This window comes from Micromonospora sp. NPDC048986 (assembly GCF_040649335.1).
In the GTDB taxonomy this organism is placed as follows: Bacteria; Actinomycetota; Actinomycetes; order Mycobacteriales; family Micromonosporaceae; genus Micromonospora; species Micromonospora alfalfae.
In genome coordinates this window covers 202269-229239 of record NZ_JBEZFJ010000005.1, presented here as the reverse complement: position 1 = coordinate 229239, position 26971 = coordinate 202269, and the positions used below count along the sequence as shown (strand labels likewise).

At 70.4% G+C, this 26971-nt stretch carries 25 protein-coding genes; 7 read left to right on the top strand and 18 right to left on the bottom strand.

What is annotated here, in order from left to right; translation table 11 throughout:
- Positions 1-46: 46 nt before the first annotated feature.
- A complete protein-coding gene (gene katG / locus AB0B94_RS13335) occupies positions 47-2323 on the bottom strand; it encodes a catalase/peroxidase HPI (RefSeq protein ID WP_357275981.1) in 2277 nt (758 codons plus the stop codon).
- The gene (locus AB0B94_RS13330) at positions 2320-2775 is read right to left on the bottom strand and encodes a Fur family transcriptional regulator (RefSeq protein WP_308193459.1); all 456 of its coding nucleotides are present in this window, start codon (positions 2773-2775) and stop codon (positions 2320-2322) included. Before AB0B94_RS13330 ends, katG begins: the two co-directional genes overlap by 4 nt.
- Positions 2776-2973: 198 nt before the next feature.
- On the opposite strand from AB0B94_RS13330, the gene AB0B94_RS13325 reads away from it, so the two are divergent.
- The 3 genes from AB0B94_RS13325 to AB0B94_RS13315 all read left to right on the top strand — a co-directional run bounded on the left by AB0B94_RS13325 (position 2974) and on the right by AB0B94_RS13315 (position 5991).
- A complete protein-coding gene (locus tag AB0B94_RS13325) occupies positions 2974-3381 on the top strand; it encodes a YciI family protein (RefSeq protein ID WP_238668512.1) in 408 nt (135 codons plus the stop codon).
- A gap of 8 nt (positions 3382-3389) precedes the next feature.
- Entirely contained in the window at positions 3390-4535 is a 1146-nt protein-coding gene (locus AB0B94_RS13320) for a DUF6596 domain-containing protein (RefSeq protein WP_357276747.1), read from the top strand.
- Positions 4536-4965: 430 nt separating this feature from the next.
- Entirely contained in the window at positions 4966-5991 is a 1026-nt protein-coding gene (locus AB0B94_RS13315; protein ID WP_357275972.1) for a glycoside hydrolase family 11 protein, read from the top strand.
- 256 nt (positions 5992-6247) lie between these two features.
- Here AB0B94_RS13315 and AB0B94_RS13310 read toward each other — a convergent pair whose 3' ends face one another.
- The 11 genes from AB0B94_RS13310 to AB0B94_RS13260 form a co-directional block, all read right to left on the bottom strand.
- Positions 6248-7693 carry a protein kinase gene (locus AB0B94_RS13310; protein WP_357275966.1) on the bottom strand — a complete coding sequence of 482 codons (1446 nt, stop codon included), beginning with the start codon at positions 7691-7693 and terminating at the stop codon, positions 6248-6250.
- 126 nt (positions 7694-7819) lie between these two features.
- Positions 7820-8713, bottom strand: coding sequence for an SGNH/GDSL hydrolase family protein (locus AB0B94_RS13305; RefSeq protein ID WP_357275960.1), 894 nt, complete (start codon positions 8711-8713; stop codon positions 7820-7822).
- Between the two features lie 122 nt (positions 8714-8835).
- A complete protein-coding gene (locus tag AB0B94_RS13300; RefSeq protein WP_357275956.1) occupies positions 8836-9510 on the bottom strand; it encodes a hypothetical protein in 675 nt (224 codons plus the stop codon).
- Between the two features lie 75 nt (positions 9511-9585).
- Positions 9586-10200 (bottom strand): dihydrofolate reductase family protein, encoded by a 615-nt coding sequence (locus AB0B94_RS13295; protein WP_357275951.1) that lies wholly within the window; start codon positions 10198-10200, stop codon positions 9586-9588.
- A gap of 108 nt (positions 10201-10308) precedes the next feature.
- Positions 10309-10866, bottom strand: a complete 558-nt coding sequence (locus AB0B94_RS13290; RefSeq protein WP_357275944.1) for a GNAT family N-acetyltransferase — start codon at positions 10864-10866, stop codon at positions 10309-10311.
- A gap of 199 nt (positions 10867-11065) precedes the next feature.
- A complete protein-coding gene (locus tag AB0B94_RS13285) occupies positions 11066-12472 on the bottom strand; it encodes a non-reducing end alpha-L-arabinofuranosidase family hydrolase (RefSeq protein ID WP_357275939.1) in 1407 nt (468 codons plus the stop codon).
- Between the two features lie 186 nt (positions 12473-12658).
- Entirely contained in the window at positions 12659-13744 is a 1086-nt protein-coding gene (locus tag AB0B94_RS13280) for a hypothetical protein (RefSeq protein ID WP_357275931.1), read from the bottom strand.
- Between the two features lie 57 nt (positions 13745-13801).
- Positions 13802-14245, bottom strand: a complete 444-nt coding sequence (locus AB0B94_RS13275; RefSeq protein ID WP_357275928.1) for an OsmC family protein — start codon at positions 14243-14245, stop codon at positions 13802-13804.
- Between the two features lie 25 nt (positions 14246-14270).
- Complete coding sequence (locus AB0B94_RS13270; protein WP_357275923.1) at positions 14271-15773, bottom strand: multicopper oxidase family protein; 1503 nt, start codon at positions 15771-15773, stop codon at positions 14271-14273.
- Positions 15774-16005: 232 nt separating this feature from the next.
- On the bottom strand, positions 16006-16458 hold the full coding sequence (locus tag AB0B94_RS13265) for a DUF6220 domain-containing protein (RefSeq protein WP_357275920.1): 453 nt from the start codon (positions 16456-16458) through the stop codon (positions 16006-16008).
- 10 nt (positions 16459-16468) lie between these two features.
- A complete protein-coding gene (locus AB0B94_RS13260; protein ID WP_357275915.1) occupies positions 16469-17464 on the bottom strand; it encodes a carboxymuconolactone decarboxylase family protein in 996 nt (331 codons plus the stop codon).
- Positions 17465-17608: 144 nt separating this feature from the next.
- On the opposite strand from AB0B94_RS13260, the gene AB0B94_RS13255 reads away from it, so the two are divergent.
- From AB0B94_RS13255 to AB0B94_RS13245, 3 genes are all read left to right on the top strand, one after another.
- Positions 17609-18739 carry a sensor histidine kinase gene (locus AB0B94_RS13255; RefSeq protein WP_357275911.1) on the top strand — a complete coding sequence of 377 codons (1131 nt, stop codon included), beginning with the start codon at positions 17609-17611 and terminating at the stop codon, positions 18737-18739.
- 25 nt (positions 18740-18764) lie between these two features.
- Complete coding sequence (locus AB0B94_RS13250) at positions 18765-19427, top strand: response regulator transcription factor (protein ID WP_238668524.1); 663 nt, start codon at positions 18765-18767, stop codon at positions 19425-19427.
- A 106-nt stretch (positions 19428-19533) separates the two neighbouring features.
- Positions 19534-20247 carry a hypothetical protein gene (locus AB0B94_RS13245; protein ID WP_357275899.1) on the top strand — a complete coding sequence of 238 codons (714 nt, stop codon included), beginning with the start codon at positions 19534-19536 and terminating at the stop codon, positions 20245-20247.
- Between the two features lie 13 nt (positions 20248-20260).
- Here AB0B94_RS13245 and AB0B94_RS13240 read toward each other — a convergent pair whose 3' ends face one another.
- Positions 20261-21028 carry a class I SAM-dependent methyltransferase gene (locus AB0B94_RS13240; protein WP_357275895.1) on the bottom strand — a complete coding sequence of 256 codons (768 nt, stop codon included), beginning with the start codon at positions 21026-21028 and terminating at the stop codon, positions 20261-20263.
- Between the two features lie 132 nt (positions 21029-21160).
- Here AB0B94_RS13240 and AB0B94_RS13235 point away from each other — a divergent pair, with 132 nt between their 5' ends.
- Positions 21161-22693 (top strand): gluconokinase, encoded by a 1533-nt coding sequence (locus AB0B94_RS13235; RefSeq protein WP_357275889.1) that lies wholly within the window; start codon positions 21161-21163, stop codon positions 22691-22693.
- Here AB0B94_RS13235 and AB0B94_RS13230 read toward each other — a convergent pair.
- The 4 genes from AB0B94_RS13230 to AB0B94_RS13215 are packed head-to-tail and all read right to left on the bottom strand — an operon-like array spanning position 22671 to position 26786.
- The gene (locus AB0B94_RS13230) at positions 22671-23561 is read right to left on the bottom strand and encodes an ABC transporter permease (protein ID WP_357275883.1); all 891 of its coding nucleotides are present in this window, start codon (positions 23559-23561) and stop codon (positions 22671-22673) included. The two genes, AB0B94_RS13235 and AB0B94_RS13230, sit on opposite strands and share 23 nt — an antisense overlap.
- On the bottom strand, positions 23561-24460 hold the full coding sequence (locus tag AB0B94_RS13225) for an ABC transporter permease (RefSeq protein WP_238668531.1): 900 nt from the start codon (positions 24458-24460) through the stop codon (positions 23561-23563). Before AB0B94_RS13225 ends, AB0B94_RS13230 begins: the two co-directional genes overlap by 1 nt.
- Entirely contained in the window at positions 24457-25569 is a 1113-nt protein-coding gene (locus AB0B94_RS13220; RefSeq protein WP_357275875.1) for an ABC transporter ATP-binding protein, read from the bottom strand. Before AB0B94_RS13220 ends, AB0B94_RS13225 begins: the two co-directional genes overlap by 4 nt.
- Positions 25566-26786, bottom strand: a complete 1221-nt coding sequence (locus AB0B94_RS13215) for an extracellular solute-binding protein (RefSeq protein WP_357275869.1) — start codon at positions 26784-26786, stop codon at positions 25566-25568. The genes AB0B94_RS13220 and AB0B94_RS13215 overlap by 4 nt, the downstream gene beginning before the upstream one ends.
- Positions 26787-26971: the final 185 nt, after the last annotated feature.

The following is a 26971-nucleotide window of genomic DNA, read 5'->3' as shown; positions in this document are numbered from 1 at the left end:
CCCGGTCGATCCTGACGGATCGGCCGGGGCTCGTCGGTGGTACCTGTCAGGCGAGATCGAACCGGTCGAGTTCCATGACCTTGGTCCAGGCGGCCACGAAGTCGGCCACGAACTTGTCGCGGGCGTCCTGGCTGGCGTAGACCTCGGCGAGGGCGCGCAGCTGCGAGTTGGACCCGAAGATGAGGTCGACCGCGGTGGCGGTCCACTTCACCTCATCGGTGGCCAGGTCGCGGATCTCGTACACGTGCTCGTCGGACTTCGACGCGCTCCACCGGGTGCCCGGGGAGAGCAGGTTGGCGAAGAAGTCGTTGCTGAGCACGCCCGGCCGGTCGGTGAGCACACCGTGCCGGCTGCCGCCGACGTTGGCGCCGAGGGAGCGCAGGCCGCCGATGAGGACGGTCATCTCGGGCGCGGTCAGGTTGAGCATGTAGGCACGGTCGACGAGCAGCACCTCCGGCTGGGTCTTCTCGCCAGCGCGCAGGTAGTTGCGGAAACCGTCGGCACGCGGCTCAAGGACCCGGAAGGAATCGGTGTCGGTCTGCTCCTGGGTCGCGTCGGTGCGGCCCGGCCGGAACGGCACCGTCACCTCGACGCCGGCGTCCCGCGCCGCCTTCTCGACGGCTGCCGAACCGGCCAGCACGATCAGGTCGGCGAGCGAGATGGTCGCCCCGTTGGCGGCGTTGAACTCCTGCTGGATGCCCTCAAGGGTGCTGAGGACGGTGGCCAGCTGCTCGGGCTGGTTGACCTCCCAGCTGCGCTGCGGCTCAAGGCGAATGCGCGCCCCGTTGGCGCCGCCGCGCTTGTCGGTGTGCCGGAAGCTCGCGGCAGAGGCCCACGCGGTGGAGACCAGCTGGTCGACAGTGAGACCGGACGCCAGCACCTTCTCCTTGAGCGCGGCGATGTCGGCGTCGCCCACCAGCTCGTGGTCGACGGCCGGCACCGGGTCCTGCCAGAGCTGCGGCTCGGCCACCCACGGCCCGAGGAAGCGCTCGATCGGGCCCATGTCGCGGTGCAGCAGCTTGTACCACGCCTTGGCGAAGGCCAGCGCGAACTGGTCGGGGTTCTCCAGGAAGCGACGGGAGATCTTCTCGTACGCCGGGTCGACGCGCAGCGACAGATCGGTCGTCAGCATCGTCGGCCGGTGCTTCTTCGCCGGGTCGAAGGGATCCGGGATGATCGCTTCGGCGTCCTTGGCGACCCACTGCTTCGCGCCGCCGGGGCTGGTGGTGAGCTCCCACTCGTAGCCGAAGAGGATCTCGAAGAAGCGGTTGCTCCACTGCGTCGGCACGTCGGTCCACGTCACCTCGAGACCACTGGTGATCGTGTCGGCGCCCTTGCCGCTGCCGTGGGTGCTCAGCCAACCCAGGCCCTGCGCCTCCAACGGGGCACCCTCGGGCTCCGGACCCACGTGGTTGTCGGCGACGCCGGCACCGTGGGTCTTACCGAAGGTGTGACCACCGGCGATGAGGGCGACGGTCTCCTCGTCGTTCATCGCCATCCGGCCGAAGGTCTCGCGGATGAAGTGCGCTGCCGCCGCGGGGTCCGCGTTACCGCGCGGGCCCTCCGGGTTGACGTAGATGAGCCCCATCTCGGTCGAGCCGACGCCGGCCGCCATCTCCTTCTCGGAGGCGTAGCGCTCGTCGCCCAGCCAGGTGTCCTCCGGACCCCAGAAGATCTCCTCGGGCTCCCAGACGTCCTCGCGACCGAAACCGAAGCCGAAGGTCTTGAAGCCCATCGACTCCAGGGCGACGTTGCCGGCGAGCACCAGCAGGTCGGCCCAGGAGATCTGCTGGCCGTACTTCTGCTTGACCGGCCAGAGCAGCCGGCGGGCCTTGTCCAGGTTGGCGTTGTCCGGCCAGCTGTTGAGCGGGGCGAACCGCTGCCCACCGTCGCCGGCGCCGCCACGGCCGTCCTCGATCCGGTACGTGCCGGCGGCGTGCCAGCTCATCCGGATCATCAGGCCGCCGTAGTGGCCGAAGTCGGCCGGCCACCAGTCCTGCGAGGTGGTGAGCACCTCGACGATGTCGCGCTTGAGGGCCTCGACGTCGAGCTTCGCGAACTCCTTGGCGTAGCTGAAGTTCTCGCCCAGCGGGTTGCCCTTCGACGAGTGGGCGTGCAGCACCGAGAGGTCGAGCTGGTTGGGCCACCAGTCCCGGTTGGTGCGCGGACGCCCACCGGTCTTCGGGGTCGGCGAGTCGATCGCCGGGTTCTCACTCTCACTGCCGTGCGCGGTCACCGAGTCGTGCGCGACCGGGCAGCCGGCCGCCGCCTTCTGGTCCACGCCCTGCGCACTGACGGGGCCGTTGTCCTGGGTGTCGCTCATGTACTTCCTTCCGAGCTTGCGGATCTCTGGGGCGTGCGTTCGGTCGCGCAGTCGGGGCAGGTGCCCCAGTAGACGACCTCCGCCTCGTCGACCGTGAAACCGTGGTCGCCCGAGGCGGTGAGACAGGGGGCGTGACCGACGACGCAGTCGACGTCGGCGATGGCGCCGCAGGAGCGGCACACGACATGGTGGTGGTTGTCAGCGATTCGGGACTCGTAGCGGGCGGTCGCCCCGGCCGGCTGGATGCGCCGCACCAGGCCGGCGTCGGTGAGCACGCGCAGCACGTCGTACACCGCCTGGTGGGAGACCGTGGGCTGCTCCGCGCGGACCAGCGCGATCACCGCGTCGGTGCCGACGTGCGGGTGGTCGCGCAGCGCCGCGAGCACCGCCAACCGGGGCCGGGTCACGCGCAACGAGACGGCCCGCAGCTGCGCCTCGAAGTCGGACATCACGGGTACGAACACTAGCTCACTATTTTGGAACGAATCAAGTTTTGCCCGGCGCTAGGTACCCCAACGGCGGACGATTCACCCGAGGTTAACCTGCGGGAGGAAAAAAATCGGACAGCCATGTCGAGAAGTGCCGATCGGCTTCGTCCCCTGAGTGAACGTGACCACGATGGGTCGCAGCCAACACCGAGGAGCATCACGATGGCCAAGTACCTGCTGCTCAAGCACTACCGGGGCGGCCCGGCCGGGGTGAACGACGTACCCATGGACCAGTGGACGCCGGCGGAGATCTCGGCCCACATGCAGTACATGCGCGACTTCGCGGCCCGACTCGAAGGCACCGGCGAGTTCGTCGACGCTCAGGCCCTCGCCCCGGAGGGAGCGTGGGTCCGGTACGACGGCGAGGGCCGCCCCCCGGTCACCGACGGCCCCTTCGCGGAGACCAAGGATCTCATCGCCGGCTGGATGGTGATCGACGTCGACAGCTACGACCGGGCCGTCGAGTTGGCCGGTGAGTTGTCGGCCGCTCCCGGGGCGGGCGGGAAGCCGATCCACGAGTGGCTGGAGCTGCGCCCGTTCCTGAGCGAGCCCCCCACCATCACGGAGTGACGACTTCGATGGACGAGACGCTGCTGCGCAGTCTCACGCCGAGCGTCCTCGGGATCCTCGTCCGCCGCGGAATCGACTTCGCGGCGGCCGAGGACGCCGTGCAGGACGCCCTGGTCGAGGCTGTCCGGGTCTGGCCGGCCGACCCGCCGCGCGACCCGTTGGGCTGGCTGACCGCTGTGGCGTGGCGGCGGTTCCTCGACGCGGCCCGAGCCGACACCGCTCGCCGTCGGCGCGAGGATCTCGTCGACGAGGAGCCGGCGCCAGGACCTGCTCCCGCTGTGGACGACACGCTCCAGCTCTACTTCCTGTGCGCCCACCCGTCACTGACGCCGTCGTCAGCGGTCGCGCTCACGCTGCGCGCTGTCGGCGGGCTGACCACCAGGCAGATCGCCCACGCCTACCTGGTGCCCGAGGCGACCATGGCGCAGCGGATCAGCCGGGCCAAGCGCACCGTCTCCGGGCTGCGGTTCGACCGACCCGGTGACGTCGCCACAGTGCTGCGTGTCCTCTACCTGGTCTTCAACGAGGGCTACTCCGGTGACGTGGACCTCGCCGCCGAGGCCATCAGGCTCACCCGGCAGCTCGCGGCCACGATCGACCACCCCGAGGTGTCGGGGCTGCTCGCCCTCATGCTGTTGCACCACGCCCGGCGCGCCGCCCGGACCGCCCCCGGCGGCGGCCTGGTGCCGCTCGCCGAGCAGGACCGCAGCCGCTGGGACACCCTGTCGATCGCCGAGGGCGTCGAGATCCTGCAGGCGGCCCTGGCCCGCGACCAGCTTGGTGAGTTCCAGGCCCAGGCGGCCATCGCGGCGCTGCACGCGGACGCGCCGACCGCCGCGGAGACCGACTGGGTGCAGATCGTGGAGTGGTACGACGAACTGGCGCGCCTGACCGGGAACCCTGTCGTCCGACTCAACCGAGCGGTGGCGGTCGGTGAGGCCGACGGCCCCAGGGCCGGCCTGACGGCGCTCGCGGCGGTGGACGACGCACTGCCCCGGTACACGGCGGTGGCGGCGTACCTGCACGAGCGCGACGGTGATCTGGCAACGGCGGCGCGGTTGTACGCCGAGGCCGCCCAGCAGGCCCCCAACCTCGCTGAACGCGACCATCTGACCCGACAGGCCGCCCGGCTCAACGCGCTGCGGCGTCGCTGACCGCTCGGGCAACCGGAGCGTCTGCCCCTGCCACCGGCCACGGCCACGACACCTGGTCCGGAAAGTCTCCGGAACTTTCGGCGGCCCCACCCCGACCGTCGTTCGGCTGTTGCGACGCCGCAGTGACCGTCTCGGACTCTGATCGACTACTGACCTGGATGGATGCCGCTCCGGTGACGGCAGCGGTGTTGCCAGCCTGTTTCCGAAAATTGTTGACAAGTCGACGGCTGGGTTAATACGGTCGCCATCGACGGCGCTCGATTGTCGTCAGCACCAGCCACCGCGACCCACTTCTCCGATCGTCGTGCAGGACGACCGGCCCACCACCACCGAGCGGTACGACGCCGTGGCCGTCACCCGACCACCGGCAGCCTGCCGAGGCGTACCGCGCCGCTGGCCCCCGCCAGCCGTCAGAGGAGGCAACAGTTCCATGACCGACACCAGCCACACCAAACCGAGAGGCCGCGGCCGTATGCGGCTGCTGCTGGGCGCCGCCTGCGCCGCCGTCGTGGCCGTCGCCGGCACGATGACGGCCACCAACGCGTACGCCGAGGCCGACCGGACCCTCACGTCGAACCTCACCGGCACGCACAACGGGTACTACTTCTCGTTCTGGAAGGACAGCGGCAACGCCAGCATGACGTTGCGCGCCGACGGCCGATACACCAGCAGTTGGGACAGGAGCACCAACAACTGGGTCGGCGGCAAGGGTTGGGCCACCGGCAACCGCCGGACGGTCACCTACTCGGGCAGCTACAACCCGGGCAACAACAACACCTACCTCGCCCTGTACGGATGGACGCGCAACCCGCTCATCGAGTACTACGTGGTGGAGAACTTCGGCAGCTACAACCCGAGCAGTGGCGCCCAGCGGATGGGTACTGTCACCACTGACGGCGGCACCTACGACATCCTCCGCAGCCAGCGGGTCAACGCCCCGTCGATCGACGGCAACCAGACGTTCTACCAGTTCTGGAGCGTCCGCCAGCAGAAGCGGTCGAGTGGCACCATCACCACCGCCAATCACTTCGACGCCTGGGCCCGGGCGGGCCTGAACCTCGGCACCAACCACAGCTACCAGGTCATGGCCACCGAGGGTTACCAGAGCAGCGGAAGCTCCGACATCACCGTTCGGGAGGGCAGCGGCGGCAGCAACCCGACCACCCCGCCCACCACCGGCAATCCGGGGACCGGAAACTGCAACGCGACGATCTCCGCCGGCCAGCAGTGGGGTGACCGGTTCAACCTCAATGTCGCGGTCAGCGGCACCAACAACTGGGTCGTCAGCCTCGGCCTCGGTGGCGGTCAGAGCATTCAGAACAGCTGGAACGCCGCCGTCAACGGCAACAGCGGCACCGTCACGGCGACGCCGAACGGCAATGGGAACAACTTCGGCATAACGATCATGGCCAACGGCAACTGGAACTGGCCGACGATCAGCTGCCGCACCAGTTGACCCTGATCAGTACCTGACATCGCAGCACTGGCGTGGCGGCCTCGGTCGCCACGCCAGTGCTGTGTTGCGCGGGCAACTCCCCCGTCCGCCTCGGTGTCCATGACGGCCCCGGGCCGGCCCCCCGCGACGTGCCCTTTGCTCTGCACCCGCCGAGGCACCGCCGCGTAGAACTGAATGGCGCTTCCGCGGGTGCAGAGCAAAGGGCGGATCTGGCGGCACGTCTAGTTGCGAGACCACGGGGCGTTGCCGCCGTGCGCTACACCTGCGGCACCGCCGTCTCCTCTCCAGCGGTCGATTCCTCCGCCGCAGGTTGCGCGGTTGGGTCCGCCGCCGGGTTCTCCGTCGGCCCCGAGGTCGGCGGCGCTGTCGTCCCGCCAGTCGGGGCTGCCGTCGGGGCTTGCGTCGGCTCCGCAGGGGCGCTCTCGGACGCGGTGGGATCGGGCGCATCGGTAGTGGTTCCACCGGACGGCGTCGACGGATCCACCGGCCCCTCGTCCCGGGTGGGCGTCGGGCTCGGGGAGCCGGGCGCCCGGACCGGCAGGCCCGCAGAACTGCGGGTGGCTGGTTCACCGCCGCCGACGCCCGGGCCCGGTTCCCGCTCGGGCGGCACCGTTGGCGACACCGCGGGAGGCGTCGACGGTCGCCCGGTCGGGCCGGGCATGATCCCGATGGGATCGGCGAGGACCAGGACGGCAGCCGCGGCGGCCAGTGATCCGAGGAGCACCGCGAGCGCTCTGGGCCCAGGAGTGACGGCCCGGCCCACCGTGCCGCCGAGGGCCGACCGCCGGGCAGCGGCGACCTCGGTCCGCACCCCGACCTCGGTCGCCCCAATGGCGGTGGACGGCGGGTGGTCGGACGGGTCCGCGAGTGTCTGCGCCGCCGTGGCCATGTCCGCCGCCGTGGCCATGTCCGCCGCCGTCGGGAAGCGGTGGGCGGGCTCCTTGGCCATCGCGGTCGAGACCACCCGCCGGACCTCCGCCGGAACGTCCTCGGGCAGCGGCGACGGTTCCTCTTCGAGGTGCCGCAGCGCCACCGCGACAGCAGTCTCGCCCTGGTGCGGTGGCCGGCCGGCGAGACAGTGGTAGACGACAGCCCCCAGCGCGTAGATGTCGATCGCTGGTGTTGTCTCGTTCTTCGCGACCTGCTCGGGTGCCATGTACAGGGCAGTGCCGACGATCTGGTTCGTTCCGGTCAGGCTCGTCGCTTCCTGCGTCACCGCAACACCGAAATCGACGAGTACGACGTGTCCGTCCGGCTCGATGATCAGATTGCTGGGTTTGACGTCACGGTGGACGACACCGGCGTCATGCGCGGCCTGCAACGCCCTGGCGGACTGCACGGCGATCGACATCGTCTCGGCCACGTCCAGCCGGCCTAGCTCGGCGATCCGCTCCGACAGGGGCTGCCCCTGCACGCACTCCATCACGATGTAGGCGAGGACCAGCGCTCCGGATTGGGACACCTCACCGTAGTCGTAGACCTGGGCGACACCTGGGTGACGCAGGGCCGCCATTGCCCGCGCCTCGCGCCGGAACCGCTCACCGAAGCCGCCGTCGGTAACCAACCGAGGGTGCAGCATCTTGACCGCCACGCAGCGGTCGAGTGTTTCGTCGACCGCCCGCCACACGTCACCCATTCCGCCGCTGGCGATGCTTTCGACCAGGCGGTAACGGTCTCCGACGACTTGCCCCACATTCGGCATAGCTTTCGGTACCCCGGACTCCTCGATCTCAAGCACGTCGAGGCTGGGCACCGCGCCGCGGCGGCACCGCAGGCCGAGCCCGCCCCGCCGCTGCCGACGTGGCGGGCTCGGCCGTCTACGGCATGGTCAGCCGTTCAGCCTGGCGATCAGGGCGGTGGCCATGCCCTGCTCACCTCGGGCGTTGGGGTGGAACGGCGCTGCCGAGTTCTGCGGCACCAGACCCTCGACCCACCGGGTACCGCTGCCCTTGCACGCGTCGCGGCCGATCGACGGGGTGTAGACATCGGCGTAGGTGGCGCCGTTGGCGCTCGCGACGCTGGCAAGCATCGCGTTGAGCGACTTCTCGACGCCACGCAGGTACGGCACGTCCTGGTAGGCGATCGGAACGACCGGCCAGCAGCCGTAACCGCTGTCCGGCAGGATCGCCGGATAGCCGAGCACCACGACCCGCGCGCCTGGTGCGGCCTGCCGGACCGCCTGGAGCACGGCGGTGATCTTCGGCGTGGCGGCGACGATCCGCGCCTGCAACTGGTCGACACCTCCGGCGGTGTACCGGTTCTTGCACGGCGAGCCGAGCGGGCTGCTGACGCTCGCCTGCGCGCAGTCGCCGATGATGCCGGAGAAGCCGATGTCGTTGCCGCCGATCTGCACCGTCACCAGCGACGTGTTCGACGTGACCGCGTTGAGCTGCGGCGGCAACGTGATGCCCAGTTGGCCGCTACCGCGGTAGAGGATGTCGTCAGTGGTGGCGCCGGAGCAGCTCACGTCGGCGAACGACGAAGAGCCGGCGGACGCCGCCACCAGCGACGGGTAGTTGCGGTTGGACCGCAGGCAGTTGAGGTCGACCTGGGTGGGAATCAGCGGGCCGGCTGCGTACGAGTCGCCCAGCGCGACGTAACGGCCGGTGGGCACGGCGGCGCTGGCGGGGGTGGCGACGGTGAGCAGCACGCCGGCGGTGGCGAGGGCGAGTGCTGCCAACCGGGTGGCTGCCCGCAGGCGGGGCAGGCGGGGACGGGTCATGGCGCCTCCCAGGAGGGATCAGGGGTGGTGGTGCCCGAGATCCTGTCGCCGTCGACGCCTGCCGTCAATATCGATGAACCTCACTAAATGCCGGTCCGAAGTGTGGGATTGATTGGTGGTGGTCAATCAAGTGGTGCGTACCACTGGGCACCGGTGACCCGGATCCGCCGGGACTGCTTGCGGTTCCACTCCACCCGCATGCCGTGCTTGCGGAGCACCGGAAACGCGACCTCGTCCAGCAGTCGTTCCAGGTCGGCCTGGTAGCTGGCCTGCTGCTCGGCCTCCGACAGCCCCGCGTAGGCGACCTCGTCGAAGTCGGCCGGAGGATAGACGCCGTAGCCCAGATAGACCTCGCCGCCCTCGCTCGCGAGCAGCGACTCGGTGTCCTGCTGGTGGTACCAGAGAAACCCGCGCCAGTGCCGAGAATCGTCCCGCTCGTCGTGGATCTCGGCGCTCGCGCAGGTGCCACAGCAGCTGAAGTTCTCCCGGGCCAACACCCCCAGCTCGTTCAGCTCGACGAAAGCGCGGGTGAGGTTGCCGCGCACCTCACCCCACTCGCGCTGCTGCTCCCGTCGGACCGCCAACGCCGTCTCGTGCGCCGCCCTGAGCTCGTCGGTTGTGGTGCCGTGGCGCTCGTCGGGGTCGTCGAAGAAGTCGACGAACTCGTCCGCGTCGGTCTCACCCCGCACGACCCAGGCCCACAGCTCGTCCTCGACGGCGGTGCGGCCCGGCTCCGGGATCCGATCGGTGAGGAACCTGACGCCTGCGGGGCGATCGTTGTACGTCCACTCAGTCACGGCACGATCTTCACATGGGCCTGTGACGGCCTCGGTCGGAGAACGGCCGGCGCGGCGGCCGTCCCCGAAGCACGCCTAGTTTCCGGCCGGAACCTGGTCCTTGATCTCGTCGTAGCCGACCGGAGTCGGTGCCGTGCCCGGCGCGTAGATCACGCGCAGGACGCCGGTCGGGAACGCCTCCGACGTCACCAGTCGCAGGTGGTACGCCACGTCGCCCTCGTCGAACAGCTTGCGGCCCTTGCGCGCGGCCACCGGATGCACCAGCAGACGCAGCTCGTCGACCAGGCCCGCGGCGAGCAGTTGCTGCACCACGGAGATCGACCCGGGGATGACGATTCCCCGGACGCCGGCATCGGCCTTGAGCGCGGTGACGGCGTCGAGGAGGTCCCCGTTGATCAGCTCGGAGTTGCGCCAGGAAAACTCCAGCGGCTGGCGCGAGACGACGACCTTGCGCATGTCGCCGAGTTGCTTGGCGAACGGCGCGTCGTCGCCACCAGCGGCCTCCCGCCCGGGCCAGGCCCCGGCGAAGCTGTCGTACGTCTCGCGCCCGATGAGCAGCACATCGGCCGCGTCGTAGTCCTCGGTGACGGCGCGGCCCATGTTCTCGTCGAAGTACGGGAAGTGCCAGTCAGGGTCGATCTCGGCCACACCGTCGGCCGAGATGAACAGCGTGGAGATGACCTTTGCCATCGCGGGGGGTCCCTTCGAGTCGGGTGATGTCGGTAGGTCGACCGGCGCATCGTCCCAAACTCGTCGGCCACAGGCCGCCCCGATGGTGCGTGTCGTATCCCGTCTTCGTCAGCCAGACGTCGCGGGAGCGATCCAATGCCACATTTCGAGCAGCTTCGGCTGCCCCAACCCATTCGCCCTCTCGACGACGTCATCGTCGCTCCGGACGTATCCGGCGGACTCGGCGACCCGCCGCGAGGGCACATTGCCCTGCACGATGCTCAGCCGCAGCCTGGTGAAGCCGAGTTCTTCGTGGCAGAACGTCGTCATCAACCGCAGCGAACGCGACGCCAGGCCTCGGCCGCGGTGCGCCGGGCCGATGGCGTACCCCAGCACCCCGCTCGCCACGTGCAGTGCGACGAGGCCAAGCGGCTCCCCGCCGTCGCATGTCACGGCCAGGTCGACAATGCCCTGGGCGCGACGCCGCCGAATTCTGCTCAGAAAGGCGTCCGCGTCGAATGGAGAAGGAATATCGGTGTTCGCGGCGATGTCCGGCGCGTCGAAGAGGCCCGGCATGTGCGGCAGATCGGCGTCGAGCCAGTCCCGCAGCGCGATCCCCTCCCCTTTCAGTACGAGAGGGGACGCGATTGGATCGACCGCCGACGAAATTGTTGACTCACAGCTCACACAACATCCTTACACGGACGCCGCCGCCGGCCTCAGCGCTGCCGTTGCTTGATCGACTCGGGTTCAAGAAAGTCGCGGCGTCGGGACGACCGGGATACCGCGACTTCCATGAACCCGAGTGGATCAACGGCACCCGGCGGGGTGCGGGGCGGGCTCGCCGTGACGCCGAGCCCGCCCCTTGCGGGTCAGTCGAGCGTGATCAAACCGGGCGCTGCAGGGTCAGCAGACCCGGCCGGTACGGCAGCAGGCCGTAGTCGCCGCCGGAGTTGGGGGAACGGCCCTGGTAGAGCAGTTGCAGGTTGCAGGGGTTGACGGTCATGGTCTGGTCGGCGTTGGTGCGCAACAGCTCACCGTGGCTGATGTCGTTGGTCCAGGTCGCGCCGCTGTTGGCCTTGCCCGCGAACGGGTTGCTCTCGCTGGTGGCCTGCGGCGTCCACGAGCCGCCCAGGCTGGTGGCCGTGAACGAGCGGAAGTAGCGACCCTGCGAACCGATCGCCTCGACGATCATGAGGTACCTGTTCTGGCCCTGGAGCTTGTAGACCTGAACGGCCTCGAAGAGGTTGTTGGTGGTGTCGCTCATGATGGTCGTGTAGTTGGAGCCGAAGCTGCCCGGGAAGTTCCCGATCGGCATGCTGGCCCGGTAGATCTTGCCGTTGTCACCGGCGAAGAACAGGTACATGTTCTGGTCGTCACCGATGACCGCCTGGTCGATCGGGCCGGTGCCCGAGCCGGTGATGCTTCCGCTGAACAGCGTCTGCGCCGCCGACCAGCCGTTCGGGTTGGTCGGGTTCGTCGAGGTCCGGTAGGAGAACGCGGGCCCACCCCACTGGTAGGTGAGCACCCAGATGTTCTTCGGCGCGAAGTAGAACAGCGATGGCGCGACCGTCGCGCTGTTCATCGCGTTCTGGCTGGCCGAGGCCATCTGCGAGTAGTTCGTGAAGAGGCCGAAGTTCATCGAGCCCCACCGGGTGCCGGTGTCGTGGGTGGTGGCGTAGACGAGTTGCTGGCCGTTGTAGGGGGCGACGGTGAAGTCCTTGAGTGACACCCAGCCCGACCTCGGGGTCGCCAACACCCCGGTGGAGGACCACCGGTACGTCGAGGGAAGGTTGCACGTCTCGCTCGGCGGCGGGGTCGTCGGCGGCGGATCGGTCGGCGGCGGGTCAGTGGGCGGCGGATCGGTCGGCGTCGTGCCACCGGTGCAGGTGACACCGTTCAGGGCGAAGCTGGTCGGTGCTGGGTTGCTGCCCGTCCAGGACCCGTTGAACCCGAAGGACACAGTGCCGTTGGCCGGAACCGCACCGTTGTAGCTCACGTTCTTCGCGGTCACCGCCGACCCGCTCTGCGTCAGCGACGTGTTCCATGCCTGCGTCACCGTCTGCCCGGCGCCGTACGACCAGGTCAACGTCCAACTGCTCAGCGGGTCACCCAGGTTCGTGATCGCCACGTTGGCGCCGAAGCCGCCCTGCCACTGTGACGACACGGCGTAGTTCACCGAACAACCCTCAGCCGCGGCGCCGGCCGGCAGCGCCGCGACGACTGTGGACGACATCAGTAAGCCGACGCCGGCCGCAACCAGGCCGACATTGGTGGCTCTGGATCTGGTCATATAGCACCCTCCTCGCGGGACGGCGGCCTATACATTGGTGGCGGTCGCTGTTCTGTGACCGATTGTGAGCGTTAACAGGCCGCGTCAGGTATGTTACGGGAGCGCTCCCATACCCTCAACAGCATCTATCCCTCGTTCTCGCCGACGTCGACTTTGCCGGTGTGGCTGGCCCGGCAGCGACGCTCCTCAGACGACGGTGAGGGTGAGGACACCAAACTGGTCGCCCCGCTGCACGTAGTGCGGCAGATAGAACTTCCACGTCACAGTCAGCTCACGCCCGGCCCGCATCGAGGCCGGCACCTCGGCGACCATCTCGAACACGGCACTGCCGCCGGCGGGGATCTGCGGGAGCGCGAGGCAGTTCAGCCGGTACAGCTGGGCCGAGTTCACCGCGTCGTTTGTCGCGTCGCCGAGCGAGAACCGTTCCATCAGGTAGGCCGGGCACGGGTCCAGCGCGAGGGGGCCGTCGGTCGGGTTGCCCAGCGTCACCCGGAAGGTGAGCCGCGACCCGGCGACGGCTGTCGTCGGCCCCTTGACCGCGACGCTGAGCTTTTCGAGCGGCGAGGACGGGGGCTTCGACACCGTCACCGGGTCGGTGAAGCCGCTCGCGGACAGCGTCCCCCGCGCGAGGGGGTGCACCCCCTCGCCCTGCGGACACCCCGGACGCTCCTCGGCGGTGACCGGTGCGCGCAACCTGCCGCCGTTGTGCGGCAGCTCGATCGCGAGCTCCAACGACCCCTTCACCGGCTGACAGAACGGCCCGGACCAGTCCAGGCGCAGGCTGGCGTTGCCGCCGGCCGGCACGGCGACCACCCGGGTGCGGCCCTCCTCGTTGATGCCGTGGGTGTAGAGCATCGGAATCTCACGGCCGCCAGCGAGCATGGTCGTGGGCACCTCGCCCTGCAGGGTGCACTCGACGGTCGACGAGTTCCGCACCTCCACCTCACCGATGAGCTTGCCGATGGCGGCGTCGAAGCCCCGCGGCGTCTCACCGCCGGTGCCGGGCCTCGTCCAGGTGGTGAGCCGGCCGGTCAGCTGCTCCGCCCGGCACGCTCTGCTGCCGGCGCCCGGCGTTCTCGGCGCGGCAGGGCGGCCGTTGAGGTCCTCGTCGGTGATCTTCAGGTCGGCCCACGGCACACTGCCGTCGGCGAGCAGCTCGGTGGGCGCCGGCTCCGCGACCGTCGGGCCCGAGCGACCCGGACGGGCGTTCGGGTCGGCGCACGCCGCCACCACGGTGAGGACGATCAGCAGTGGCACCAGTAGTCGACGCATGCCGTCACCCTCACACACACCAACCACACGGGCCTGAGTAGCGGTGCTCAGCGCCGATCAGTCTCCGGTCGACTCGGGGCCCTCGGTGATCGCTACCGGGGTACCGAGCTCGACGGTACGGGAGACCGTGCACAACCGGTCGTGTGACTGCTGCAACGACCGGGGCAGCGCCGCACGGGCCGCGTCGCCCTCCGCGCCCTCCGGGAACGTCACTGTGAACTCGACCCGCAGGTTCCGCATCCGGTTCCCGCCGGCCTCGTCCCGGATCTTGTCACCGGTGACGGCGACGGCGAACCGGGTCGGCTCGGCACGACGACTGGTGATGTGGTCCACGTCCACAGCGGTGCAGCCGCCGATGGCGGCCAGCAGCAACTCCACCGGTGTGAAACTGCCGTCCTCGCCAGCGCCCAACGACAGCGACCCGCCACGGGAGTTCCGCACGACGTAGTTGCCCAGGCTGGCGCGCTCGATCGCCACCGAGCGGAAGGTGTCCTCAGTCATGACAGAAAACTACCCGCCTCAGCGATCACGAGTACCTGAGATGCAGCGTCATCCCGGCATCGGCGTGCGCCAGGTTGTGGCAGTGATTGGCCCACATCCCCGGGTTGTCGGCCCGGAACGCCACCTTCCACACCTCGCCCGGACGGACGTCGAACGAGTCCAGCCACAGCGGGCTTCCGGCCGCCGGCTCGCCGTCGCGGGCCAGCACCAGGACGTGGTGGCCGTGCAGGTGCCACGGATGCACGATCTGCGACCGGTTGACGATCGTGAACCGTACGACGTCACCCAGGCGTACGACCTGCGGTGGGATGTCAGGATCGGCCGCGCCGTTGACCGTGTGGGCGTACCGCGGCACCAGTCTGCGCAGGTCGAGGCCCCGGTCGAGAACGAGGGTGAACGTCTTGTCGAACCGGGACCAGGGCACCGGGGCGGTAGTGCCGTAGCCGAGCGGATCGAGCACCGGCCAGGCGCCGGTCGCCGTCGACACCGGGCCGGTCGAGTAGACGGCCCGCCCGTCGACGAACAGCGCCACCGGGGTCGCCGGCGCGTCGAAGACCAGGTCGTAGCGACCTCCGGCCGGGATCAGCACCGCGGTGTCCACCAGCGGCGTCGGGCCGCGCAGGTCGACGCCGTCGATCGCCGCCACCCGGTACGCGGTGCCGGCCAGGGCGTACCGGTGCGTCGTGCTGTCGGTGTTGATCAGCCGCAACCGCACCGGTCGGCCGGCCTCGACCTGCTCCACCTTCGGCGCGGGCAACGGACGACCCGCCAGGGTGTGCACCGGCACTGTGACGTCGAGGCCGGTCACCGGGCCCGGTCGCACCACCAGCACGCCGTAGAGACCCATCCGCACGCCGACATCGGAGGCCGAGTGCGTGTGGTACCAGTAGGTTCCGGGCTGGTCGGCGCGGAACCGGTAGACGAACTCCTGTCCGGGCCGCACCGCCGCCTGGGTCACCCCTGGTACCCCGTCCTGGTCGTTCGGCACGTCGTACCCGTGCCAGTGCAGCGTGACGCCGCGCCCGATGTCCCGGTTGCGCAGCGTCACCTCCATGACGTCGCCGACGGTGGCGCTCAACTCCGGTCCGGGGACCTGCCCGTTGAACGCCCACGCCGCGACGTTCCGGCCGCCCGCGTCCACAGTGGCGGTCGCGGCGGTCAGGGTGAACCGCCGGCTGGGTTCGTCGGCGATGCGAGCCGCCGGAGGACCATGATCGTGTGGTTCGGCCGGCGCGGCGCCCGGGGCGACGGTCAGCCCGGTTCCGGTCAGCAACGCCACGACCGCCACCACGAGGGCTGACCGGGACACCGCCCGGGACTGGCGCGCGCCGAGCGCACGCGCCGAGATCACCGTGGCCGCCACGACCCCGGCGACCGCCAGCAGCCCCGCCCCGGCCGACGCCGGATAGCCGTGCAGGACCGTCACGAGCAGGGCGCCGCTCGTGGCGTACCCGGCGAAGAGCAGCGGAACCGCGACGGACCGGATGTCACCCGGGGCCCGCAGCAGCCGCGGACCGGTGACGCCCACCGCCGCGAGCGACAGTGGGGCCGCGATGAGGACCTTCTCCGCGGCGAACCACCAGCCGGCGCGGGCGAGAGCGGTGATGGTGATCGCGCGGGCGAGCGTGGCGAGCAGCGCGACGGCCGCCAGTCCCAGTGCGAGCGGGCGGCGGCGGACGGCCGACGCGGCGCCAGCCCCAGCCAGGTGCCGGCCGCGAGGACCGCGATCACGAGGTCGGCCACGAGCAGCGACCCGGTGCTCACGCCGGCTCTCCTTCCCGGGTGACCAGCCGAGCCGAGCCGGCGGGAGCCGGGACGGCCAGCTGTCGCGCCGCCCGATGGACGCCGACCACGACGTGCACCGCGATGATTCCGTTGAGCGCGTGCAACCCACCGATGGTCAGGCCGAGCGGGGTGCTGACACCCGACGCGTCGGTGGACGCCTCGGCCAACATGGCGATGAGTGGCTGCAGGACGACCAGGCCGACCGGCAGGATCGCCAGTCCGATGACTTTTCCCGGTGCCTTCGCCAGCGCGGCGAGCACTGCGGTGAGCACAGTGAGAATCGGGATGACCGCCATGCCGTTGACGCTGTGCAGCGCGTACGCGTCGTCGCTGGCAGGTCTGGTGAAGCCGCCCACGGCGGCGAGGACGAACTGCACGGCGAACGCGACGAGCAGCAGGGCGCTGACGATGACGAGAGCCTTGCGCACGAATTACCTCCTAGAGGCGCGCCGAGGCGACGGCCCGGGCGACGTGATCGGTGGCCGTGATCGCCCCGTACGCGACCAACCGCACGAGGTCGGCGTCGGCGGGGTGGGAGAGCCGCCAGAGAGCGACGTCGCCCGGGCTGATCGCGCCGGGAGCGAACGCCGCCAGCAACGCGATCCGCGTCCCGACTCGGTCCGCGCCCGGCACGTCCCGCACCAGGTCGACGGCCCAGTCCGCGGGCCGGGCCGGGAACCGCCCGTCCTCCCAGCGCACAGTGGCCGTGACGGTCTGGCGCGCCACGTCACCCAGCAGCAGGTCCCCACCCCGGGCGGCGGCCTCCCGCAGCGACGCGTAGGCGACGCCCACCGGGCTGTCCCCCGCCCAGGCCGGAGGTGACGCCGCCGGGTCGGCGTCGAGGAGCGCGAGGCTTCGGCCGGGCTCCTTCGACTCCCGGGCCGCCTTGGCGTAGAGCCGCCCCCCGACCGAGCGCACCAGCGGGGAACGTTGCAGGCCGCCGGGGAGCAGATCGGGGTCGAGCAACGCGGAGACGACCCGGTTGATGAAGTGGAAGGCGAGCAGGGTGCCGGTGATCTCCGGGGCGTGGGTGCTGGCCCAGCCGGCGGCTCTGGGGCTGCGGCTCACCTTCGCCCAGCCGGCAAGCTGGGCGTGCCTCGGCTCGGGGGGCGTCTCGCCCCGGGCGACGGCCTCGGCCAGCTTCGGTGCGCCCAGCGCGTGCAGCATCAGCACGTGGGCGTCGACGCAGAACTGACAGCGGTTGGCCTGGGACACCGCGGCCGCGACGAGCTCGCGGTCGACCCGGGGCGCGTCCCCGGCGAGCAGCGCCTCCCGCATCAGCGCCCAGGTCGCCGCCAGCACCTCCGGCACCGCCGAGAGCGCCTGGAAGGTCGGCAACGGCCCGAGAAAGTCGTCACGCAACTGTTGGTACACGGCCGCGGTGCGACCGGTGGCCGCCCTCGTCGGCGTGGGGGTGAAGAAGCGGTATGTCATGGGCTCGATGCTTGTTCCAGCGGGCCGGGAAAACGTCGTGCCGCCGCAGACACTTGCCCCGCCGCTCATACCGCGTCCGTGGTACGCCGCAGCTACCACGCGCGCGGGATGCTCCAGCGACGACCGCCGTTCTACAGTGCGACAATGCGCCGCGACCTCCCGTACGCCCTCGGCGGTCTCGCCCTCGGCGTCCTCCTGCTCGGCAACGCCGTGCTCACCCCGGACGCCGCGCCGGTCGAGGTGCTCGACGTCGCCCTGGTCCTCGCCACTGTGGTGGCCCTGGCGGCGTGCCGGCGCTACCCGGTGGTGGCGTTGGGCGTGGTCACCGTCGCCATGCTGGCCGTGCACGTCCGGGTGCACCCCGGGGTGTCCGCCGCCTTCCCCGTCCTGTGCGCGGTCTACGTCAGCGCCTGGCAGGGACACCGGTCGGCCGCCGCGGTGGCCAGCCTCGCCTTCCTCGGTGGCTTCCTGGCCCGCGACATCTCGATGGCGCCGGCCGGCCGACCAGGCCAACTTGTCGCCGAGCGGACGGCCCTGCTGCTCGGCTGGTTCGTGGCGGCCAACGTCGCCGGGCTCGTCGCGCGGCAGCGCCGGGCGTACCTGGAGCAGGTCGAGCAGCGGGCCATCGAAGCCGAACGCACCCGCGAGGAGATGGCGTTGCGGCGCGCCGGGGAGGAGCGCCTGCGCATCGCCCGCGACCTGCACGACTCCCTGACCCACAGTATCTCGGTGATCAAGGTGCAGGCGGGGATCGCCGTGCACCTGGCCCGCAAACACGGCGAAGAGCCCTCGGCCACGCTGCTGGCGATCCAGGAGGCCAGCGGCGCCGCTATGCGGGAACTCCGCACCACCCTCGACGTCCTACGGGCGCCGACCGACGGCGATCGGGTCGGACTGGCCCGGGTGGACGAGCTGGCCGAGCGGACCCGGGCGGTCGGCGTACCGGTGCAGGTGACAGTCACCGGCCAGCGCGGGGACCTGCCCGACGAGGTCGACCAGGCCGGGTACCGGGTCATCCAGGAGGCGCTCACCAACGTGGCCCGCCACGCCGGCCCGGCGACCGCGCACATCCAGGTGGAGTACGCCCCGGAGGGGCTGACGGTCGCTGTCACCGACGACGGTCACGCGTCGCCGGCTGAGCCCGTGACCCCGGGCGTGGGCCTGCGTGGCATGCGGGAGCGGGTCAGCGCCCTGGGCGGCACGCTGCGGACCGCCGCGCACGACGACCACGGGTTCACCGTACGGGCCACCTTCCCGCTGGACGGTCCACGATGACCGCCCGCCGCCTGCGGGAGCCGCGATGATCAGGGTGCTGCTCGCCGACGACCAGGCGCTGATGCGAGCCGGCTTCCGGGCACTGCTCGACGCCGAGGACCACCTGGAGGTCGTCGGCGAGGCGACCGACGGCAGCTCGGCCGTCCACCTGTCGCGGTGTCTGCGCCCGGACGTCGTCCTGATGGACGTGCAGATGCCGGGCCTCGACGGCATCGAGGCCACCCGGCGCATCGCCGCCGATCCCGACCTCACCGCGATCCGCGTTCTGATCCTCACCAACTACGGGCTCGACTCCTATGTGTTCGCCGCCCTCCGCGCGGGCGCCAGCGGCTTCCTCCTCAAGGACGCGGACCCCGCCGACCTGCTGCACGCCGTCGCCGTCGTCGCGCGCGGTGACGCGCTGCTCGCGCCGACCGTCACCCGCACACTGATCAGTGAGTTCGTGGCCGGCCCGCCGCCGGCCGTGCCGACGGCCGGACGCGACGTGCTGACCGCCCGGGAGCAGGAGATCGTCGAGCTGGTCGCCCGTGGGCTGACCAACGACGAGATCGCCGCGCGCATGGTGATCAGCCCGCTGACCGCCAAGACACACGTCAACCGGGCGATGACGAAGCTGCACTGCCGCGACCGGGCCCAGTTGGTCGTGTGGGCGTACGAGTCGGGGCTGATCACGCCGCGGCGGCGGTGATCGCCGTCTCCGAGAGCGGAGTCGATCAACCCCCTTGGGAACATGAGGAAGGGTCGACGCACTAACATTGCCGCCGTCCGCGACGGCTCTGCTGAATCGAGGCGACATGCGTTGGCTCCGTCGATTGCTGGGCGGTAGGCGAGTCCAGCTCGACCCGGGACGCCAGCAGGCGCTGCTGCACGACGTCCAGTCCCGGTACGGCCCCCACGCGCGGATCCGGTTCAACGAACAGGTCGACGCGCTCACCGGTTCGCTCGACAGTGACGACGGCCTGGTGGTGGCGACCCGGATCGTGAGTCAGGTCGCCGACGAGGCCCACGTGGACCTGCAGGCCCAGGCCCAGGAGATCCACCGGCGCACGGGCCGACGGCTGCTGGTGCACCGCCGTAACTACCGGCCGCTGTGGAAGGAGGCGGGCCCGGCCCTGCGCTGGCCGCTGTTCGCGTTGCCGTGTGGCTTCCACCCGTACGCGCAGGTGGCCGCCGCCGTCACGGTGCTCGGCAACCGGGCGCCCCGGCTCGACCGGGTGACCGACCCGAACCCGGTGGTGACCCGCGTGTTCGAGGTGCTCGACCTGACCACCTCCGGCTGGGAGTACGGCCGGGTGCGGGTGGACACCGACGCCGCCACCCTGGCTGATCGACTGATCGTCAGTGCCGGGCAGGTCCTCGCGGCAATGGACGACCCGCCGCGACTGCCGCCCGCGGTCCGGGAGCTGATGCGCCGCAACAACACAGTCGCCGTGCACGACCCGGCCGGCCCCCGGGCGGTCGGCGGGATCAACCTGGGCGCGCGGATGCGGGAGGAGTTCCTGGTCTGAGCGCCCTCGGGCGCTACCGATCGGAGCGCCGACGGGCGAGATGCACGACGATGTCTGCGGAAAGCTCGACCCGCTCGGGCAGGATCCGCTCGATCTGGCTGAAGACCTGCTCCTGCTGCGAGGTCGGCAGCGTGAGATACGCCGAGATCGTCGACAGGTGACCGACGTAGTCGCGCGCACTCATCGTCAGCCGACGCTCGACGACGGTCTGCCGCACATCGGTGAACCAGACGCAGCGTTGCAGTTCCGTGCCGGGCCACTGCATGGCCTGCCCGGGGGGCGTGCCGTCGGGAGAGGCGATCTCGTCGCTCTCCAAGAACGGTGCCCGGGCGGCGCGGACGGCGTCCGCCACCGCCGGGTCGGCCAGCTGGGTAGGTCCGCCGAACGAGGCGAACACACCGCCTGGTTCCAGCAGCGCGGCCACCCGTGACCACCGACCCTCCGGTGCGGTCCAGTGCAGTGCCGCCGCCGCGTAGACCAGGTGGTACGTCTCGCCCGGACGCAGGTCCTCGAACGCGGCCCGCACGGTCTGGACACCTGCTGGCACGTGCTTGCGCAGCTCGGCGAGCATGGCCCCGTCCGGCTCGGTCGCGGTCACAGTGATGCCCGCTCCGGCGAACAGCCGGGTCGCCTTGCCGGTTCCGGCACCGATCTCCAGCGCCGTTCGGACGGGCCGACCCGCGTACGTCAGCACCAGGTCGACAAGCTCGGCGGGGTATCCCGGTCGGTACCGTTCGTACTGTTGCGCCACCATTCCGAAGCTCAGTGCGCGAGCAGGCATGCCGACAATCCTGTCACCAGCCGCGTCGGTGCTGCCCGATCTTTCACGCAACCGGGTCGGCTACGCGCCACCGTGACGACAACTGCGCGCAACCGCTTGCCGGCCCGCCGAGGACCGCTCGACCATGTGCGGATGGGGCCGGAGCGTCGGGTGATCGTCGGAGTCGACGTGGGCACCACTGCTGTGCGGGCTGCCGCGTTCGCCCTGGACGGCGCCGCACGACACGTCTCGACGCGGGAGTACCCACTGCGTGAGCCGATGCCCGGTTGGCAGGTACAGGATCCCGACGTGGTCATGGCGGCCACAGTGGCGGCGTTGTCCGCGTGTGTGGCCGGCACCGCCGGGGCGGAGGTGGTCGCCGTCGCGCTCAGCTCCGCCAGGTACGGCCTGATCGGGCTGGACGCGACGATGACGCCGGTGACGCCGCTGCTGACCCGGCGCGACACGCGGTCGTCGGAGGCGGCCCGTGAGTTGCGGTTGTCCGGCCAGAGCCGGGAGCTGCACCGGTTGACGGGCACACCCGTGCACCCGATGAACCCGCTCTGCAAGCTCCTGTGGTTCGCCCGCCACGAGCCGTACCTCTGCACGGCGACGCGGTGGTGGATCGGCCTCAAGGACTACGTGGTCCATCGGCTCACCGGGATGCTGGTGACCGAGTTGTCATCGGCCTCCGGCACCGGAATGTTCGACGTGCACCGTCGGCTGTGGAGTTCCGCCGTGCTCGATCTCGCCGGGGTGTCCGATGGTCAGCTCCCCCCGGTGCTGCCCACGACGGCGGTGTTGCGGTTGTCGCCGATGGCCGGGCGAGCGGTCGGCCTGCCGTCGGGCACACCGGTCGTCGTCGGCGCGGGAGACGGCCCGTTGCGGAGTCTGGGCGCGGCGGCGATCGACCCCACAGTCGCTGGTCTGACGCTCGGGGCCACCGGGGCCCTGCGGACCGTCGTCGCGGCTCCCCTCACCGACCCGGCGGAGACGTTCTCCTGCGGCGCGTTGACCGACGACGCGTGGGTTGTCGGCGGCGCGCTCAGCAACGGCGGCAACGTCGTACGGTGGGCGGGACGTGTCCTCGGTGACGACAGTGCCGCGCCCGCGCTGCTGGATCTCGCCGAGCGGATCGCACCGGGCAGCGATGGTCTCGTGATGCTGCCCTATCTGCTGGCCGACGCGGCTGCGGCCGAGGGCTGGAGCCCGCCTGGCGCGTTCCTGGGGTTGCGCAGCGAGCACTCGCGCGGGCACCTGGTCCGGGCCGCCGTGGAGGGCGTCTGCCTGCAACTCGGTGGTGTCCGCGACCGGCTGGCCGAGCTGACGCCGATCGGCAGCGTGCGGTTGGCCGGCGGCGCCTTCCACTCGCCGCTGTGGCGCGAGGTGATGGCCGCGGTCCTGGACTGTCCGGTCCAGGTCGCGGGGACGGCCGACGGGGTCACCCTCGGGGCGGCGGCGCTCGGGCTCTTCGCGATCGGCGGTGCGGGTGACCTCACGCACGCCGTCACCCAGCTCGACCCTCTGGTGGCCGGCACCGAACCCGTCGCCGTCGACCCCGCTCTCGCCGCTACCTACCGTGGCCTGCGCACGAGGTTGCCCGCGCTCATCGCTGTCGCGGGCCACCTGGGTGAGATCCTCGACGAGGCGGCCGGCCCGGGCATCAGTGCTCCGGCTCGTCCTTGACCTGCGCCACCAGCTGGGTCGGGTTGACATAGCGCAGCGCGACGACGAGGAGGACCAGCATCATCGACGTGTAGATGACCGCCATGGCGTCGACCGACTGCTGCGCCCTGATGCCGGACGCGGACATCGAGTAGTAGAGCGCCACGACGAGGGTCTGCGAGTCGGGGCCCGCGGTCAGGAAGGTCAGCTCGAACATGCCGACGGTCCGGACGAGGACGAGGATCGCGGAGGCGAGGATGCCCGGCACGAGCAACGGCGTGAGGACCCGGAGGAACACCGTCCGCAGCCCCGCGCCGCACATGCGCGCGGCGCTCTCGATCCTCGGGTCGATCTGCTCGATGAACGGGGTCATGGTCAGGATGACGAAGGGCACCGACGGCACGAGGTTGGCGAGCACCACCCCGGACATGTGCCCGGCCAGGCCGAACTTGTAGAGGACGGTCGCCAGCGGGATGCCGTACGTGATCGGGGGCATCAGGATGGGCAGCAGGAACACCAGGAAGATCAGTCGTTTGCCCGGGAACGAGCGCCGCGCGAGGGCGTAGGCGGCCGGCACGCCGATCACCAGTGAGAGGCCCACGACGAGTACGGAGACCTCCAGCGTCACGACGATGACCGACAGGAGCGCGAACTCGTCCCAGGCTCGGGCGTACCAACTGGTGGTGTAGCCGTCCGGCAGCCAGGTGTCGAACCAGCGCTGGCCGAACGAGCTGACCAGCACGGACGCCACGACGCCCAGCAGGTTGAGGAAGAAGAAGATGACGATGCCCCACACGATCCAGGCGGCCGGGCGCGCGGTGATGCGCCGTCGTCGGTCGGTGCCGGTGGCGGGGGTCCGCGCTGGTGGGGCCTGGGTGGTCGTTGCCATCAGCCCTTGCCTCCGGTGGAGCCGGTGTAGAAGCGGCTACGAGCGGCCAGCACCACAGCGATGATGACCAGCTCGACGAAGCCCATGATCATGGCGATCGCCGACGCGTACGGGTAGTCGTACTGCTCGTAGGCCGCCTGGTAGGCGGCGAGGGAGATGACCCGGGTCTCCCCGGCCGGGTTGCCGACCAGAACGGCCGACGGGAACACGCTGAACGCCAGGACGAACGTCAGGCAGAAGGTCGTGGCGAGGCCGGGCATCAGCAGCGGCAGGGTGATCCGGGTGAACCGACGACGCCAGTCCGCGCCCAGCGTCGCGGCCGCCCGTTCCAGGGTCGGGTCGATGCCGGAGAGGTACGACAGCACCAGCAGGAACGCGAACGGAAAGCCGGTGATCACCAGCGAGAAGAACACGCCCCAGTAGTTGTGGGTCAGCCGGACCGGCTCGTCGACGAGGTTGCTGGCCAACAGGATCCGGTTGAACCAGCCGGTCGGGCCGAGGAAGTTCAGCAACCCCTGTGCGGTGAGGACAGTGCCGAGCGTGATCGGGACTACCAACAGCGTGGTGACCAGCCGCTTGCCCCGGAACCGGCCACGCATCCGGTAGGCGATCGGCACCGCGGCGAGGACGTTCAGGAGCGCGGCTGGCAACGCGATCCGTAGCGTGATCCAGATCGTGCCCCGCTCGTAGGAGTCGGAGAAGAACCGGGCGTAGTCGCTGAACGGCCCGCCGGTGGTTGGCTGGAACGAGAGCGTCAGCCCGTAGAAGAACGGGTAGAGGAACAGGGCGATGACGAAGACCAGGGCCGGGACCAGCAACCAGAGCTGACGGTCGACGCCCCGCTCGGCGAGACGGTGCTGCCAGTGCGCCAGCGGCCTCCCGGGCCCGGCGCCGCTCACCGAGTCGCCCCCGGAGCGTCCGCGAGGCGCTTGGGCTGCGTCTGCGCGTCGGCCTGATAGACGAGCAGCCGCTGCGGGTCGACGGCGAGCTTGACCTGGTCGCCCGGCGCGATCCGCTGCTCGGTCCGCAGGTGCAGCAGCAGGCCGGTGTCGGTGCGGGCCTCGGCCGCCAACTCGCGGCCCTGGTACTCCACCACCTCGACCGTCGCCGACATGGCGTTGCGGGTCTCGCCGGGCCCGTCGACACGGATGTCCTCGGGGCGTACCGCGACCACCACGTCCGCCCCGGTCTGGAGACCCCCCACCACCTCGCCGAGCAGGCGCAGGCCGGACGCCTCGACGGTGGCCCGGGCGCCCTCGGACTGTTCCACCCGCCCCCGCCACAGGTTGCGGTAGCCCATGAAGTCGGCGACGTGCCAGTTCGCCGGTCGGGTGTGCAGCTCACGCGGCGAGCCGATCTGCTGCACCCGCCCCTCCCGCAGCACCACCAGCCGGTCGGCCAGGGAGAGCGCCTCCTCCTGGTCGTGGGTCACGTAGACGGTGGTGAGCCCCAACGACTGGTGCAGCCGGCGGATCTCGGTCCGCATCTCCAGGCGCAGTTTGGCGTCGAGGTTGCTCAACGGCTCGTCCATCAACACCAGCGACGGTTCGAACACCACGGCGCGGGCGATCGCGACGCGTTGCTGCTGGCCACCCGAGAGCTGACCGGGCAGCTTGTCGACGTGGTCCTCCAGTCGCACCAACCGCACCGCCTCCGCCGTACGCCGGCGCGTCTCCTCCTTGGGCAGCCGCCGCATCCGTAGCCCGAAGGCGATGTTCGCCCGGACCGTCAGATGCGGAAAGAGGGCGTAGCTCTGGAACACCATGCCGAAGCCGCGCCGCTCCGGCGGGAGCGTGTCGATGCGGCGCTCGTCCTGCCAGATGCTCCCCTCCGTCAACGGCAGCAGCCCGGCCAGGCAGTTCAACGCCGTCGACTTGCCGCAGCCGGAGGGGCCGAGCAGGGCGATGAACTCCCCCGCCTCGATCGTCAGGTCCAGCTCGCTGAGCGCGGCCTGGCCACCGAACCGGCGGGACACCCCGTCCAGCCGCAGCTGGGTGAAGGCGCTCATCCCTGCTTGACCTTGCCGCCGCCGATCTCGCGGTCCCAGCGGCTGAACGCCGCCACCAGGCCCTTCGCGTCGAGCGGGACCTCGGTCGGGTTCCCGGCGATCAGCGCGTCGTACTCGGGGCGACCGAACTCCCGGATCGCGTCCTGGCTCTTCTGCGGCGCCGACGAGAGCTGGACCTCCTTGATCGCCGGTCCCGGGTAGAAGTAGCCCTCGTCGTACGCCTTCGCCTGCTGTTCGGGGGTGAGCATGAACGCCAGCAGGGCCAGCACTGCGGCCTGGGTGTCGGTCGACACGCCCTTGGGCAGGACGGCGTAGTGCGCGTCGGTGACCCAGTGGAAGCCGTCGATAGGGGTGATCCTGGCTTCCTTGGGCACCGTGCCGAGCACCCGCGGGTTGATGTCCCAACCGGTCGTGCTGACGATCAGGTGCGCGGTGCCGTTGGCGAGGTTCTTCATCGTCTCGGTGGTGCCGGACGGGTAGTAGTCGACGTACTGGCCCAACTCCTTGAGGAAGGCCCACGTCTTGTCCCAGCCCGCCGTGGGGTCCTTGGGGTTCGAGTCGCCGAGGATGTAGGGCAGGCCCATCAGGAACGTCCGGCCCGGGCCGGAGTTGGCCGGTCGGGCGTACTGGAACTTCTTGGGGTTGGCCTTCGCCCAGGCCAGCAGCGCGTCCGCGCTGGTGGGTGGCGTCGCCAGGCGGGACGGCAGATATTCGAGCAGCGGACCGGACGGGTAGTAGGTGACGGTGACGCCCGCGTTGCCGGCGAGCTTCTGCATCGCGGCGGCCGGCTCCAGGTAGTTGCCCATGCCGCCGAGGCGGTCCTGGAAGGTCGGCAACACGTCGATCCAGAGCCCCTGCTCGATCCCGGCGGCCAGGCCGTCGACGCCGGTCAGCACGAGACCGATGTCCACCCGGTCCGCCCCCTGCTGGGCCTTGATCTTCCCGGCCAGTTCGGGCGCCGGGGCCTTCGAATAGGTCACCCGGGAGATCACGTCGGGGTTCTTCGAGACGAACTCGTCGATCATCCCCTGGGTCAGTTGGAGGTTGCCCGCCACGTCGAGGACGTTGAGCGTGACGGCCTTACCGGGCCGCTGTGGCACCTCACCGGTGCTGTCGCCAGTGTTGTCGCCGGGGGCCTCGGGTGCCCCGCACCCGACCGCGCCCACCAGGAGCGACGATGCCGTGACCAGGAGAGCGCCGCGCCGCGAGATACCCATGAGCCGTTCCCTCCGCCAGGTGTCATCAGTGCTGATTCAGGCAGTCGGCGCGCCGCGGCGGCAACGGGTTGCCATGTATTGCCTCGCGCGAATGTGATCGGGCTGCTGGATTGTTGCGGGGGCATTGCCGAGTATTCACCGCCGCCATACCATGATCACGGCGCGTAGCCGGGAGGAGCATGCAG

Excerpts from the sequence above, each read along its gene's own strand:
- katG (WP_357275981.1), bottom strand. The coding sequence starts at position 2,323 with ATGAGCGACACCCAGGACAACGGCCCCGTCAGTGCGCAGGGCGTGGAC.
- AB0B94_RS13325 (WP_238668512.1), top strand. The coding sequence starts at position 2,974 with ATGGCCAAGTACCTGCTGCTCAAGCACTACCGGGGCGGCCCGGCCGGG.
- AB0B94_RS13320 (WP_357276747.1), top strand. The coding sequence starts at position 3,390 with ATGGACGAGACGCTGCTGCGCAGTCTCACGCCGAGCGTCCTCGGGATC.
- AB0B94_RS13315 (WP_357275972.1), top strand. The coding sequence starts at position 4,966 with ATGACCGACACCAGCCACACCAAACCGAGAGGCCGCGGCCGTATGCGG.
- AB0B94_RS13310 (WP_357275966.1), bottom strand. The coding sequence starts at position 7,693 with ATGCCGAATGTGGGGCAAGTCGTCGGAGACCGTTACCGCCTGGTCGAA.
- AB0B94_RS13305 (WP_357275960.1), bottom strand. The coding sequence starts at position 8,713 with ATGACCCGTCCCCGCCTGCCCCGCCTGCGGGCAGCCACCCGGTTGGCA.
- AB0B94_RS13295 (WP_357275951.1), bottom strand. The coding sequence starts at position 10,200 with ATGGCAAAGGTCATCTCCACGCTGTTCATCTCGGCCGACGGTGTGGCC.
- AB0B94_RS13285 (WP_357275939.1), bottom strand. The coding sequence starts at position 12,472 with ATGACCAGATCCAGAGCCACCAATGTCGGCCTGGTTGCGGCCGGCGTC.
- AB0B94_RS13280 (WP_357275931.1), bottom strand. The coding sequence starts at position 13,744 with ATGCGTCGACTACTGGTGCCACTGCTGATCGTCCTCACCGTGGTGGCG.
- AB0B94_RS13275 (WP_357275928.1), bottom strand. The coding sequence starts at position 14,245 with ATGACTGAGGACACCTTCCGCTCGGTGGCGATCGAGCGCGCCAGCCTG.
- AB0B94_RS13260 (WP_357275915.1), bottom strand. The coding sequence starts at position 17,464 with ATGACATACCGCTTCTTCACCCCCACGCCGACGAGGGCGGCCACCGGT.
- AB0B94_RS13255 (WP_357275911.1), top strand. The coding sequence starts at position 17,609 with ATGCGCCGCGACCTCCCGTACGCCCTCGGCGGTCTCGCCCTCGGCGTC.
- AB0B94_RS13250 (WP_238668524.1), top strand. The coding sequence starts at position 18,765 with ATGATCAGGGTGCTGCTCGCCGACGACCAGGCGCTGATGCGAGCCGGC.
- AB0B94_RS13245 (WP_357275899.1), top strand. The coding sequence starts at position 19,534 with ATGCGTTGGCTCCGTCGATTGCTGGGCGGTAGGCGAGTCCAGCTCGAC.
- AB0B94_RS13240 (WP_357275895.1), bottom strand. The coding sequence starts at position 21,028 with ATGCCTGCTCGCGCACTGAGCTTCGGAATGGTGGCGCAACAGTACGAA.
- AB0B94_RS13235 (WP_357275889.1), top strand. The coding sequence starts at position 21,161 with ATGGGGCCGGAGCGTCGGGTGATCGTCGGAGTCGACGTGGGCACCACT.
- AB0B94_RS13230 (WP_357275883.1), bottom strand. The coding sequence starts at position 23,561 with ATGGCAACGACCACCCAGGCCCCACCAGCGCGGACCCCCGCCACCGGC.
- AB0B94_RS13220 (WP_357275875.1), bottom strand. The coding sequence starts at position 25,569 with ATGAGCGCCTTCACCCAGCTGCGGCTGGACGGGGTGTCCCGCCGGTTC.
- AB0B94_RS13215 (WP_357275869.1), bottom strand. The coding sequence starts at position 26,786 with ATGGGTATCTCGCGGCGCGGCGCTCTCCTGGTCACGGCATCGTCGCTC.